11 protein-coding genes are annotated in these 13,624 nt (G+C 62.2%); 3 read left to right on the forward strand and 8 right to left on the reverse strand.

Annotation, left to right across the window (positions count from 1 at the left end; genetic code table 11):
• Positions 1-383 precede the first annotated feature (383 nt).
• The 7 genes from ABQY74_RS09880 to ABQY74_RS09910 form a co-directional block, all read right to left on the reverse strand.
• Positions 384-2,393, reverse strand: coding sequence for a chemotaxis protein CheA (locus ABQY74_RS09880; protein ID WP_039527454.1), 2,010 nt, complete (start codon positions 2,391-2,393; stop codon positions 384-386).
• 33 nt (positions 2,394-2,426) lie between these two features.
• Positions 2,427-2,792 carry a response regulator gene (locus tag ABQY74_RS09885; protein ID WP_002806565.1) on the reverse strand — a complete coding sequence of 122 codons (366 nt, stop codon included), beginning with the start codon at positions 2,790-2,792 and terminating at the stop codon, positions 2,427-2,429.
• Positions 2,789-3,097: a lipid asymmetry maintenance protein MlaB gene (locus ABQY74_RS09890; protein ID WP_024937684.1), complete on the reverse strand. Its 309-nt coding sequence runs from the start codon at positions 3,095-3,097 to the stop codon at positions 2,789-2,791. Before ABQY74_RS09890 ends, ABQY74_RS09885 begins: the two co-directional genes overlap by 4 nt.
• A 103-nt stretch (positions 3,098-3,200) precedes the next feature.
• Entirely contained in the window at positions 3,201-4,547 is a 1,347-nt protein-coding gene (locus ABQY74_RS09895) for a chemotaxis protein CheW (protein WP_349791262.1), read from the reverse strand.
• Positions 4,544-5,326: a ParA family protein gene (locus ABQY74_RS09900; protein WP_024937682.1), complete on the reverse strand. Its 783-nt coding sequence runs from the start codon at positions 5,324-5,326 to the stop codon at positions 4,544-4,546. The genes ABQY74_RS09895 and ABQY74_RS09900 overlap by 4 nt, the downstream gene beginning before the upstream one ends.
• Before the next feature lies 1 nt (position 5,327).
• Complete coding sequence (motD, locus tag ABQY74_RS09905) at positions 5,328-6,302, reverse strand: flagellar motor protein MotD (RefSeq protein ID WP_349791264.1); 975 nt, start codon at positions 6,300-6,302, stop codon at positions 5,328-5,330.
• Positions 6,303-6,309: 7 nt separating this feature from the next.
• On the reverse strand, positions 6,310-7,050 hold the full coding sequence (locus tag ABQY74_RS09910) for a flagellar motor protein (protein WP_026064871.1): 741 nt from the start codon (positions 7,048-7,050) through the stop codon (positions 6,310-6,312).
• Between the two features lie 644 nt (positions 7,051-7,694).
• On the opposite strand from ABQY74_RS09910, the gene ABQY74_RS09915 reads away from it, so the two are divergent.
• Positions 7,695-10,850, forward strand: coding sequence for a TonB-dependent receptor (locus ABQY74_RS09915; protein WP_349791266.1), 3,156 nt, complete (start codon positions 7,695-7,697; stop codon positions 10,848-10,850).
• Positions 10,851-11,149: 299 nt separating this feature from the next.
• Here the strand turns inward: ABQY74_RS09915 and ABQY74_RS09920 are convergent, their stop codons facing one another.
• The gene (locus ABQY74_RS09920) at positions 11,150-11,497 is read right to left on the reverse strand and encodes a hypothetical protein (RefSeq protein WP_349791268.1); all 348 of its coding nucleotides are present in this window, start codon (positions 11,495-11,497) and stop codon (positions 11,150-11,152) included.
• Between the two features lie 552 nt (positions 11,498-12,049).
• On the opposite strand from ABQY74_RS09920, the gene ABQY74_RS09925 reads away from it, so the two are divergent.
• Both ABQY74_RS09925 and ABQY74_RS09930 read left to right on the forward strand, forming a co-directional pair.
• Positions 12,050-12,895, forward strand: coding sequence for a hypothetical protein (locus ABQY74_RS09925; RefSeq protein ID WP_349791270.1), 846 nt, complete (start codon positions 12,050-12,052; stop codon positions 12,893-12,895).
• Entirely contained in the window at positions 12,888-13,616 is a 729-nt protein-coding gene (locus ABQY74_RS09930) for a hypothetical protein (RefSeq protein ID WP_349791272.1), read from the forward strand. The genes ABQY74_RS09925 and ABQY74_RS09930 overlap by 8 nt, the downstream gene beginning before the upstream one ends.
• Positions 13,617-13,624 lie beyond the last annotated feature (8 nt).

Here is a 13,624-nt window from a genome sequence, read left to right on the forward strand (position 1 = left end):
CAGTGCGCGTGTGGGAGAGCGGGGTGAGAAACGAGCTGACCTGAGCTCACGTTGCAGATCGCGTACGGCCAACGCTGAGCACGCCGCGCGCATGCAGGCGTGCTCACCCACGGGCAGGCAGGCAGCAAACACAGGGCACACAGACGCACCACAACGACAAAGCCCCGGCATCGCTGCCAGGGCTCTGTCGTTGCCGCACAAAATCGGCGGCCTGGGTGCTTCGAGCCCCTCTCCTGCGGGAGAGGGGTAGTGCGAGGGTACCGGCGCAGCCGCGTGTAACTCCGACTGCGCGTGGCTGTGCTCGTACCCTCATCCGCCCCTTCGGGGCGCCTTCTCCCGATGGGAGAAGGGATCACATTGCAGTTGTTGCGTGGCTTGGCGTCTTACGCGGCTTGCGGCACGCGCAGCGAGCGCACCAGCCCACCGATGTCCACGATCAGCGAGACCCGGCCATCGCCCAAGATGGTTGCGCCGGACACGCCCGGGATGCGGCGGTAGTTGTTCTCGATGTTCTTGACCACCACCTGTTGCTGGCCGAGCAGTTCATCCACTTCCAGCGCGATCTTCTGGCCATCGCCTTCGACCACCACCACCAGCGGTTCCTGCGAGGACTGCTGCCCGCCAAAGCCGTAGTAGTCGGTGAGCGACAGGATCGGCAGGTATTCTCCGCGGACTCGCAGCACCCGGCCGTCGCCGGCCATCGAGCGGATGTCTTCCGGTGCCGGCTGCAGGGCTTCGAGCACATAGGCCAGCGGCAGGATCAGGGTTTCGCCGGCCACCGACACGGTCATGCCGTCGAGGATGGCCAGGGTCAGCGGCAGGCGGATCAGCACGCGGGTACCGCTGCCGGCGTTGCTTTCCAGCTGCACTTCGCCACCCAGGCCCTGGATGTTGCGGCGGACCACGTCCATGCCCACGCCACGGCCGGACAGGTCGGTGACGGCATCGGCAGTGGAGAAGCCCGGTGCGAAGATCAGATCCCACACCTGCGCATCGGTCGGGTTGTCCGGCACGGCGATGCCGCGTTCGGCCGCTTTCTCCAGGATCTTGGCGCGATTGAGGCCACGGCCGTCGTCGCTGACTTCGATCACGATATGGCCGCCCTGATGCGAGGCCGCCAAGGTAATCGTGCCGGTCTCGTCCTTGCCGGAGGCGCGACGCGCATCGGGCATTTCCAGACCGTGGTCGATCGAGTTGCGCACCAGGTGCACCAACGGATCGGCGATCTTTTCGATCAGGCCCTTGTCCAGCTCGGTGCCTTCGCCGATGGTGCGCAGGCGCACCTGCTTGCCGAGGCGGCTGGAGAGGTCGCGGACCAGGCGCGGGAAGCGGCGGAACACCGCATCCACCGGCAGCATGCGCACGCCAATGACCGCTTCCTGCAGGTCGCGGGTATTGCGTTCGAGCAGATCCAGGCCGGCGAACAGCTGTTCGGCATGCGCCGGATCCAGACCGGTGGAGACCTGCTTGAGCATGGCCTGCGTGATGACCAGCTCGCCAACCAGATTGATCAACGCATCGACCTTGTCGACGCTGACGCGGATCGAGGTTTCCGCTTCGGCCGCGGCGGCCTTGGCCGGCGTGGCGGCAGCAGCGGCGGCAGGTTCGGCAGCGGCGGCGGGTGCCGCAGCGACAGCGACCGGCGCCGCGACAGCGGCTTCGACGGCCAGGCTCGGCGGCGGGCCGGGCACCGCCATCGGGCGGATGTCCAGCTCGCAATCGTCCACCACCCAGGCGAAGGTGTCTTCGATCTTGCTGCGCGGAATCTTGCCGATCAGGCCCAGATCCCAGGCCAGGTAGGCTTCCAGCGGATCGATGTTCTCAAAGCCCGGCATGCGCTCCAGGCGTGCGGCAATCTGCAGCGGGCCCAGGTGCTCGAGCTCGCGGATGATGCGCAGCGGGTCGTTGCCGCTCATGAACAGCGACGGCGCCGGGGTGAAACCGATATGCCAGGCTTCGGGTTCTTCTTCCTTCGGCTTGGCGACCGCAGCGGCGGTCGGCGCTTCGCCGGCCAGCACGGCGTTCAAACGGGTATGCACGGCCTTGACCGCGGCCGGGTCGGCCGGGGTGCCGTGTTCGGCTTCGCGCAGCAGGGCGCGCAGCACGTCGACCGAGCCGAGCATGGCATCGACCGCATTGGGTTCGAGCTGGCGCTTGTTGGAGCGCAGCTCGTCCAGCAGCGTCTCCAGCACGTGGGTCAGGCCGGCGACGGCTTCGAAACCGAAGGTGGCCGCGCCGCCCTTGATCGAGTGCGCGGCGCGGAACACCGAGTTGATGATTTCCGGGTCGCGGTTGCCCTCTTCAAGGGACAACAGCCCGGCCTCCATCGCGTCCAGCCCTTCGCGGCTTTCCTCGAAAAAGGTGGCGTGGAAACGTTGCAGGTCCATGCTCATGGGCGTGAGATCCGATGGTGAAGCGAGTAAGGATTAACCCAGAACTTTCTGGACGGTGGCGATCAGCTGTTCCGGATTGAACGGCTTGACCAGCCAGCCGGTGGCACCGGCGGCCTTGCCTTCGGACTTCTTGTCGGCCGCCGACTCGGTGGTGAGCATCAGCATCGGGGTGAACTTGTAGTCCGGCAGCTGGCGCAGCTCGCGGATCAGCGAGATGCCGTCCATGTTGGGCATGTTCACGTCGGTCACCACCGCATTGAAGCGTTGGCCCTTCGCGCGGCCCAGCGCAACGGCGCCGTCCTCGGCTTCTTCGACGGCAAAGCCGGCAGAGGTGAGGGCGAAAGAGACCATCTGGCGCATTGACGCCGAATCGTCCACCACCAAGATACGTGCGCTCATGCGGCGTTCTCCACAGATTTCAGGTTGTCATTGGATGCGGAAAGTCCGAGCGCGTCGGTGACGCCGAGCAGACGGGCCGCATCTCTAAAAGTGTCGTTGCAGCCATCGAATTCGGTATGCAACCCCGCCTGGCGGCGGCTCTGCACAAAGGCGCAGAGCAACTGCACGCTGGCGGTATGGATGCGCCGGACGTCGCCGGCATTGAGCACCAGGTCGCCGTCCTGGGTCAGGAACGCGGCAAGCTTCTGCTTGAGGTCGGCGCTGGTCTCGATGCCGAGATCCTCACCCAATGTCACTGTGCTCATTGTTGCTCCGAACGGATGGTTCTATGCGTACTAACGGCGGGGGGCGGGAAAGCTTTAACGCTGAATCGTTGCGCGTGCAGGTGCGCGTCAGCTGCGCGTTGAATCAATGCAGCAGATGGCTGGCGTCGAGCAGGATCATCGGCTGATGGCCCAGCCGCGCGACGCCACGGAACAGGTTGTTGGAAATGCGGCACAGGCGGGCGTTGTCTGGCGGCTCGATCTGCTGGTCGGTCAGGCTGGTGACGTCTTCCACCGCCGACACGCGCAGGCCCATGGTCTCGCCGTTTTCTTCCAGCACCACCACGCGCGTCTGCAGATCCATGTTGATCGGCGCCGAGCCCAGATGCATGCCCAGATCGATCACCGGCACCACCTGGCCACGCAGGTTCATGATGCCGAGCATCGCACTGGCAGTGCCGCGCAGCGGCAGCAGCGGTACCGGCAGTACCACTTCCTGCACCTTGAGCAATTCCAGCGCATAGGTCTGCTCGCCGCAGCGCAGGCGCAGCCAGCGCGTACTGCGTTCGCTGGCGCGCCGCTCGGCCTGGATGTGCTCGGCCTGGCCGGGAGCCAGCAGTGCCTGCAGGCCTTGCGGGTAGATCGGCGGCGGCGGTGCGCGGTGCGGTGCCTGCATCGGTGCCGGCGCAGGCCGCGCCGGTGTCGGCGGGGCAGGTGCGGCATCGGCAAAGGCCGGGTCGGCATCCATCTCCGACAGCAGATCGGCCGCCAGCAGATCCGTGCCGGAGGCCGCCGTGGCGAAGGCCGGGTCGGCGTCCATTTCGGCCATCAGGTCGGCGGTGCTCATAAACGGGCTGGGTGCAGCGGTGGCAAAGGCCGGGTCGGCATCCATTTCAGCGAGGAAGTCGGCAGCGATGTCCGCGGCGCTGGGCGCGGCAGCCACAGGCGGCCCGAAGGCCGGGTCGGCATCCATTTCGGCCAGGAAGTCGGCAGCGATGTCTGCGGCGCTGGGCGCGGCGACCACTGGCGGACCGAAGGCCGGATCGGCGTCCATTTCGGTCAGGAAGTCGGCAGCAATGTCCGCGGCGCTGGGCGCGGCAGCCACCGGCGGCCCGAAGGCCGGGTCGGCGTCCATTTCGGCCAGGAAGTCGGCAGCGATGTCTGCGGCGCTGGGTGCAGCGACCACTGGCGGCCCGAAGGCCGGGTCGGCATCCATTTCGGCGAGGAAATCGGCAGCGATCGCGTCGGCGCTCAGCACCGCGGCAATCGCGTTGGACGTCGCCGCTTCCGACACAGCGGCGGCTTCGGGAGCTGCGGCAGCCTGCACCGGCGGCTCAGCCAGCGCGAGGTCTGCGTCCGCAGGCGCCGGAGTTTCGCTGGCAGCAGGGGCGGCAGTGGCCGCAGCAGCCGGGGCGGGGATCTCGACGCCGGCGTCGTGCAACAGGCCTTCCAGATAATCGTCCAGCTCACCGTTGGCGGTGTGGTTGCTCATGCAGCTTGCTCCATACGCATCGCGTCATCGGCCAGCACCCATTCCAGCGCGCGGCGATAGGCGGACAGGCCGCGGCCCTGGTAGTCGCCGCCGGTGGCGGGGACAGTCAGTGCGGCGGCATTGCAGATTCGGGTATCCACCGGCACCGCGTCTTCCCAGACGACGGCGCCGTAGGTGTCCTGCATCTCCTTGAGCGTCTCGGTGCCGGCGCGGGTGCGCCGGTCGAACAGGGTCGGCAGGATCGACACCGGCAGCGCGCGGCGACGCGAGCGCTGCACCATGTCGGCAGTCCGCACCATGCTGGCCAGGCCATGCAGTGCCAGCGGCTCGGCCTGGGTCGGCACCACCACGCGGTCGCAGGCGGCCAGCGCGTTGATCATCAGCAGGCCGAGCGTGGGCGGGCAGTCGAGCAGGATGTAGTCGTGCTGGCCGGCATGCCGGGTCATCGCGTTCTGCAACGCCAGGCCCAGGCCGGGCTGGTTGGCGCTGCGGCGTTCCAGCGTGGCCAGTGCGGCTTGCGCGCACACATAGGACAGGCCGGGGATGGCGCTTTCATGGGCCAGGCTGGCCAGATCGCTCGGCGGGGTGCCGAACAGGTCCAGCACGCCGCGCGGCGGCGGGTCGATCGCCACACCGAACGCGCGGGTAAGGGAGGAGTGCGGATCGAGGTCGATCAACAATACCCGGTGGCCGAGCGCGGCCAGGCCGCGACCCAATGCCAGCGTCGTGGTGGTCTTGCCGACGCCGCCCTTTTGGTTGGCGATTGCCCAGATACGCATCTCACTGCACTCCTTGAATTACGGCGGGGACGGAACTTGTGCCGCTTTCGGTGGTGACGGCCGTTTGGCCGCCGTCAGACTTGGGAAGCTTGGGCGCCCCGGCGGCGGTCGCATGCATCTGCGATGGCGGATCGGGTGCGAGTGAGCCAGCCGAGTCAGCGAGGATGATCAACACCACACGCCGGTTCGCATTCCGTCCCGCCTCAGTGCTGTTATCGGCACGTGCGCGGAATTCTCCATAGCCCACCATCGCCAATCGTTGCGGGGCCACGCCGTCGTCGGCAAACAGGTGCACCACGCTGGCGGCGCGCGCGGCCGACAGCTCCCAGTTGGAGGGGAACTGTGCGGTGGCGATCGGCTGGTTGTCGGTATACCCCTCCACGCGCACGCCATTTGGCGCATCGCGCAGCACCGCGGCCAGCGCCGACAGGGTGCCGCGGGCGCTGCTGGCCAGCGAGGCCGAGCCGGTGCCGAACAGGATGTCACTGTTGATCTCCACCTCGATCCACAGGTCGTTGCGGCGGATGGTGATGAGTTTCTGTTCGATCAGCGGCGCCAGCGTCTTGCTCAGCTGCTGGGCCACCGCGTCCATCTGCCGCTGCGCGCGCGCCAGCTGCGCCTGGTTGCGCAGCGACACCGGCATGCGCATCTGCGCGGCCATCGATGGCAGCAGGGTGGGGTCGGTCGGCCCGCTGGAGGCGGCCATCGGCGCGCCGGCCTTGATCACCGAGGGGCGGTCGTAATCGGCGCCCAGGGTCTGGGTCTTGCCGATCTGCACCGGGCTGGCGGCAGTGGACGAGCCGCCGAAGGCGGTGGTCAGCGCCTGCGCCATGACCTTGTACTTGCCCTCGTTGAGCGAGGAGATTGCGTACATCACCACGAAGAACGCCAGCAGCAGCGTCATCAGATCGGCATACGGAATCGCCCACGCTTCGTGGTTGCCATGGTCTTCGTGATGTTTGCGACGGCGGGCCATGACGGGACTAATGCAAGTATCCGGCCAATTTCGACTCGATGTTGCGCGGGTTCTCGCCCTGGGCGATCGCGATCAGGCCTTCGATCGCCATTTCGCGCTCGTTGGTACTGCAGTGGATGACGCTCTTGAGCTTGGCGGCGACCGGCAGGAACAGCAGATTGGCCGAGGCGATGCCGTAGATGGTGGCGGTGAACGCCGCGGCGATGCCATGGCCGAGCATGGCCGGGTCGGCCAGGTTCTTCATCACCGCCATCAGCCCCAGCACCGCGCCGATGATGCCCAGCGTGGGCGCATAGATGCCCATGCCTTCGAACACCTTGGCCGCGGCAAGATCCTGACGCTCCTGGTTGTCCATTTCGATCTCGAGCATGTGCCGCATGGATTCGGGCTCCACGCCATCGACCAGCATCTGCAGGCCCTTGCGCAGGAACGCATCGTCCTGGCGCGGGAGCTGGTCTTCCAGGCCCAGCAGGCCCTGGCGGCGGGCGATGTTGCTCCATTCGACGATGCGCGCCAGCAACTGCGGGCGGTCGCTGGCCGGCGGCTGGATCACCCAGCGCAGGATCTTGAAGGCGCGCCGGAAAACTGCCGGCGAGGTGTGCAGCAGGATCGCCGCCACGGTGCCGACGATCACGATCACGAAGGCAGCCGGCGACCACAGCGACGAAATGCCGGCGCCTTTCAACACGCTGCCGCCCACGATCGCCACGATCGCGAGCACCAGTCCGATGATGCTGAGTCTGTCCATGGAAGCGATATCGGCGCGAGCGCGGCGGACTTGATAGGCGCACTCGGTCGATGCGCCAGAAAGTTGTCGTTTTGCGGCATGGGCCGCTTCCACGCTGGCGTCGATGCAGGGTTGACAGGTCATCGGCGCATGCGCTTCCGACCAAGGCGTGTCATCAATGCCGCAGCAGGCCCCGCCGCCCTTGCGCATGTACGCAGGCAACAAGCTGGCGCATGTTCGGTGGTGGCGATCGCGTTGGCGATGGCCGCCAAGCGGCGTGTGGCAGGCGATGCCCTCACGCCGATCCAGTCTGTTGCTGAGCTCGGTTTCAAATGAGGTGTGTGCTGGCGCGTCGGCAAACCGCTTGCGTCCGGTTGCGGGTAAGGGTGTGTTGCTTGCAGCGATCACGCTGCTGCAGCCGGCAACGCGGCAGGCCGTGCCATGCCGCGTGCAAGCGTGGCGGGCCGGCCGGCCATCGTGGATGCCCTGCAATGCCGCGGGCCTGTTGCGGGGCAGAATGCGCTGCCGCATGGGCTGTGCTACTTAGCTTTCCACGGTATTAGAACGATCTAATTGCATCTGCGTGGAAGCGGACGCAAGAGGAGGGGGGGCGCAACGGCGCCGGATATTTTTGTGTCACTTCGCGCAGCGTTCTTGGCGGATCGTTGGATCGACAGGAATCGGCCGAAGCCAATCACTATTGGGAGAGCATGATCGAAATGAACTGCATGCCATTCGCACGCAACCGCAGCACGCTGTCCGCCGGTATCGCCATCGTCTTGTTCGCGAGCGCCGCCTCTACCACCGCTGCCGCCCAGCAGGCCGACGCCACGCCGGCGCCCACGGGCCAGGCCGAGGTGCAGGCCACGGACCTGGATGCGGTGACGGTGACCGGCTACCGCTACGCGATCGAAAAAAGCCTGGAGCAGAAGCGCAACGCCAACGCCGTGGTCGATGTGATCACCGCCGAGGACGTGGGCAAGTTCCCCGACAAGAACGTAGCCGATGCGCTGCAGCGCGTGCCCGGCGTGGTCATCAGCCGCGACGGCGGCGAGGGCAAGAACGTCAGTGTGCGCGGCCTGTCCTCGGAGCTGGTGCTGACCGAATTGAACGGCAACTACATCGCCACCGCAGAATCCAACGGCGACCCGACGCGCTCGTTCAACTACACGCTGCTGCCGTCGAACCTGCTGGGCAGCGCGGAGCTGTACAAGACCCCGGAAGCACGCATCGACGAAGGCGGCATCGGCGGCACGGTGATCCTGCAGACGCGGCGCCCGCTGGAACTGGAGCCACATTCCGGCTTCGTCTCGGCCGAGGGCACCTGGTCGGATACCAGCAAGAAGACCGACGGCCAGTTCTCCGGTTCGTACTCGTGGCACGACAAGGACAACCGCTTCGGTGTCTTCGTGGGCTACACGCAGCAGAAGCGCACCGCTCGCACGCTCAATGCCAGTACCGAGAGCTGGCAGTGGTACGGCCGCGACGAAGTCGGCCCGGCGGTCGACGTGAATGGAAATCCGTCGGACTTCAACGCCAACTGGTGGGGTGGTACCGGTTTCTGGGACCAGAACAGCAATTACTACACCGGTTTCATGATGCCGACGGCGGTCAGCCTGGACGCCAAACGCGAGGAGCGCGAGCGCAAGGGTGGGCAACTGACCTTGCAGTTCAAGCCGACCGACGACCTGACGCTGACCGCGAACTACTTCCGCTTCGACCTGTCGCAGGACTCCCAGACCAATACCATCAAGATTCCCGAGTGGAACATTGCCCGCTATAACGGCGATGGCAACTGGCGCGGCGGCCGTCTGCTCGACGGGCTGCAGTTCGATCCCAGCGGCACCATCGTCACTGGCGCCGCCTACAGCCTGCGTCCGGGCAAGACCTACTATTGCAGCGAGGCGCAGGCCGCCGCGGCGGGCCTGCCGCCGGGCGGCTGGGGCTCGGACGATTGCACCGTGCCGACCCCGCAGATCACCGGCAGCTACAACATCGAGAAATCGCAGTCGCAGACGGTGGACCTGGGCGGCGAATGGCGTGGCGAGCAGGTGGACGTGGCGTTCAAGGTCGGCCGCACCTGGGCCAAGGGCGGGCCGGAGCTGCAGTTCTCCCTGCCGATCAAGCCGCGCCTGCAGAACGCCGACGGCAGCTGGACCAACGGCAACTTCGCCAGCGCCTGGGACCTGACCGGCACGCCGTCCATGACATTCTCGCCGCAGCTGATGCAGAACCTGCGCGACGGCATCCTGCAGGTCGACCTGGGCTCGACCGGCTCGTCCTGGACCCGTAACACCAATCAGCAGCAGTACGCGCAGATCGATACCACCTGGCATTTCGATGGCGAGGTCTTCGACTCGCTGCAGTTCGGCCTCAAGCGTCGCGACGGCGGCATCCACCGCAGTACCGGCAACAACTACTGGGTGTGCCCGGGCACCGATCCGGGCGACTACGACAACCGCTACTGGAACGGGCGCTGCAATGCCATCGCCACCCAGTTCTCGCCGGGCCTGCTGTTCGCGCAGGACAACCTGGCCGGTGGCGTCAACGCCAGCGCGTTCCCGGCGATCAACTTCCCGGGCTACATCGGCTACTTGAACCAGACCTACGGCGCGATGCAGACCCGCAGCGAAGACAACTTCGTCTACAACGTCGACGAGGAGATCTATTCCACCTACCTGCAACTCAACTTCCACACCGAGCGGCTGCGTGGCAACGTCGGCGTGCGGGTGGCGCGCACCGGCCAGCGTGCCGATTCCACCGACAAGGTGACCGCCTACAACGACTACTTCTTCGATGGCGCCGACGGCAATCCGCTGGCCTGCCAGCAGGGCGCCGCCATGCCCAGCGGCGCCCCGGCCGACACCTATTGCGGGACCGAAGGCTACTGGCGTTTGTCCGACAGCGTGCAACGCACCGAGTCGTTCGTGGTCAGCGGGCTGGACCGCAACTACACCGACGTGCTGCCGAGTTTCAACCTGGCCTACGACCTGACCGAGAACCTGCTGCTGCGCGCGGCAGCCGCGAAGGTGATCGCACGTCCCAGCTACAACGACATCGCCGCGCCTGGAAGCCTGGAGTTCTACAGTCCCGAGTACGTGGCCGACCGGCGCCTGACCGGCGGTGCCAGCGAGCAGGGCTGGTACGGCTCGGGCAGCAACAAGAACCTGGAGCCGTACAAGGCCAACCAGTTCGACCTGGGGCTGGAATGGTATTTCCAGCCGGGCTCGGTGGCAGGTGTGGGACTGTTCCGCAAGAACGTGGAGAACTTTGCGGTCGACGTCATCAGCGACGTGAACATGATGGTCGACGGGCAACCGGTCACCGTGCAGAACTACAGCACCCAGGCCGGCGGCCAGGACGCGGTCTCGCAGGGTGTGGAGCTCTACGCGCAGCACACGCTGCCATTTGGCCTCGGTGTGCAGTTCAACTACACCTACAACGATGCCAGCAAGGCGGCGGTGCGGCTGGAAGACGGCACTGAGGCCGGCGAGACCGCCATGCCGGGCAGCGCCAGAAACCAGACCAACCTCACCGTGTTCTACGAGACCGACAGCCTGCTGCTGCGCGCCTCGTACAACCGACGCGGCGAGCTGGTGCAGGGCCTGGTCAACGGGTTGAACGTCTTTGAAGAGCCGTACTACCAGGTCGATCTGAACGCGGCCTACAACATCACCCCGGCGCTCAGCCTCACCGCCTCGGTGCTGAACCTGACCAAGCAGGAGTCCCGCTCGTACCTGGGCGAGGACACCCGCGCCCGCTTCTACACCGGCGGATACGCAGGCCGGCTGGCGTACCTGGGGCTGACCTACAAGTTCTAGCGCCAACGTATCGCGCCCATGCCTGCCGCGTGGCGGTGTGGGCGCGATGGTTTGGCGACGGCCGGGCTGTAGTGGAAGTGACCTGGAACTGTTATTTCAACCCTGCGCGCGCAATCAACAGCGGGGGTCAGTGTCCACATCGCGTACAGCTCCCACATAATGGCTGAAGTAGCCAAACGTGGCCGCACGTAAATACTTCGGCGAAAGCGCTTGCAGTATCTCGCCGAATGCCAGCTTGCCAATTGCACGCGGCGGAAGCCCTCGCGCGTGCTCAAGGCGCAGGATCATCGCCGCCGCGATCATAGCCAGCCCGAGGCCGACACAATCGGCGTCTGCCACGGCAGCGCACCACCCATTGCCTTGATGCCTTGTCGCAGCGCCGTACCAAACGTCAACATACCTACCAGCCAAGCCAGCGCCATGCCCGCACGCTGCGGCGCCCACTGCACACCATTAGCTTCATGCTGATCGGGTAGATGCCGGCAAGGCACAGCCCTACTGAAAAGTGCTCGTGCTGGATGCGCCTTCTTTTTGACGCTATGTGCGTGGGCGATGTCGGGCATGACACCGCTGGCACAAAATGTCGGATTCCCCACAGACAAGACTGCTACATCTCGGTATTGTCCAAACTGGAAATCTTCATGCATGGAAAGCAAACGGGGTAATAAAGTGTTTCCTTCTGCGTACTTGTTAGCATGGCCGTTTGGTCCGGGTGTGAAAATCGGCAACCTTTTTGGCATCCGGAATTGCGTGCTGTTGCTGCCGTCGCATCAAAGCGGCTCAATCTTGCGAGGCCTGATTAAAGGCATCAACACGGTAATTGCACCTATGACATCGACGATGCTAGAGGTTCGCTGCCTTGCTGGGCTCGCTTCGTTTGTCGGAATGTGCCTGCAACACAAGCTATCAATTTTGCTCAACATTAATAAGCGTAGTCGTCGGCGACTGGAATCGCTTCGAGAAGGACGTGGGCGAAGCCTTATGCCAACGCTGCACAATATAGGGGGATGGCGCCGACGGCAGCATAGACCAGGGAAGACAGCCGCACCTTTGTACAATGCAAGTAATAAAAACAGTAGCACGTGGAGCTAAGCGTGTTGCAAGGCATGACAGGTTCGGACCCTCCAGAAGGACCTTCAACTCTCGAGCTGTCAAAGAAGAATAAATAATTTATAAGTGCTACGCAAAAAGGAAAAATAGTGGAAATTGAAAATAAAGTTGCGTCGATGAATTTTGATGCCGTCATTTCATCGCCGGATGAGTCGGTAGACATGAAGTCAGGCTTAGATACGTTGCAGGGCATTTCGGATGCTACGAGAAAAATTGGCGAGACACTTCTAACGAAAAAAGTTCCTCAAAGGTTGCATCATGGTAGTGCGGTGCGTACCAAGCTTAAGCAAAGTTTCAAAGGCTCTTATGGACAGATTTTTAGTTTGGAGTTCCATGATTCAGATTTGAAAAAAGAACTAAGAAAGCTTGGCCGAGAGAATTTTGTCGAGCTAATGAATTATTTTATTGGTGAGTCGCTTTATGAAATAAATAGCGACTTGTCAGAGAAGTCACAACATCACCTGGAAAAATTGGGTAATGTGACTGAAGATCTAATAAAGAACTTAAGAACCTCTTGCATGGAAAATATCCATGAAGTCCCTGTCAAATTTGGCTTTGACGTCAAGCTAAATTACAGAAAAACTAGATCTGAAAAAATTGAGATCGGAAGTTTCACAAAAGAAACTGCATTGGTGTTACAGGCAGAGCCAACAGATGAAGAAGTTGAGATAAGGGCTGCAATAACTAGGCTTAACATAAACACCGGGAACGGCCGACTAAAGCCGGAGGAATCCGCTGAAACCTATGCGTTCGGATTTTCAAGTGCTTATGCGGAAATAAGAATGGAGGCCAAAAAGATATTCTCAGAGAATCTGAACTATAACAATGGAATTCCCGAGGGGAAATGGAGGGTTATTAGGTTGAGATTAAATCCTGTTAGATTGAAGGATAGGAGAATAATTAAATATATAGTAATTGGATACTTCAATGATTGACAGGCGAATCCTTATTGCGGCTTTAGCCGTTGCTGCAGTGCTGGGTGCATATACAATCAACTTTCATTTGAGTGACATTTCCCCTAAAGCAGAGGTTTGGGGTCAATTTGGAGATTATATTGGTGGAACCTTAAATCCCATACTTAGTTTTATATCGTTACTTCTGATTGTTAGGTCTTTAGGGTTACAAAACGAATCTAATAAGGCGTTTCGGGATGAGCTTTATCAATCAAGAAAAAGTGAGGATTTGAAATCTTTTGAGAACAAGTTTTTCAAGATGATTGAAGTGCAATCGGCGAAATTTCAAAGATTCAAAATAAACTCATGCGATGATGTTGCTGAAAAATCAGTATTTAGTGCTGAAGCGGTAGTGGCGATTGAAGACGAGATAAGTCGCTTAAGGAGCAATTCTTCAAGTGATGAAGAAATTGCCACTTTTTTGAAAACGTGCGATGAGCAAGATCAAATATTTGGATCGGTTAGGACTTTTTACACATGCGCTAAGTTCATTGTCGATCACCTCAGTGATTCAAATGGATTCAGCCAAAAAATTAGGCTTGATTACATGAGAACCCTAATTAACTTTACTGATTTCTCGTTAATACGCTTGAACATGATGTCGATACAATTTCTAGACTATGAGGCTAGTAGATACCTCAGGGCATGCGGGGAATTTAATGATATTATGGTGGAGGTTGGGCTTTCATATACGTCATACTAAAATGCGAT

Origin of the sequence: Xanthomonas sp. WHRI 7064, from assembly GCF_040202355.2 — a bacterium.
GTDB classification, from domain to species: domain Bacteria; phylum Pseudomonadota; class Gammaproteobacteria; order Xanthomonadales; family Xanthomonadaceae; genus Xanthomonas; species Xanthomonas arboricola.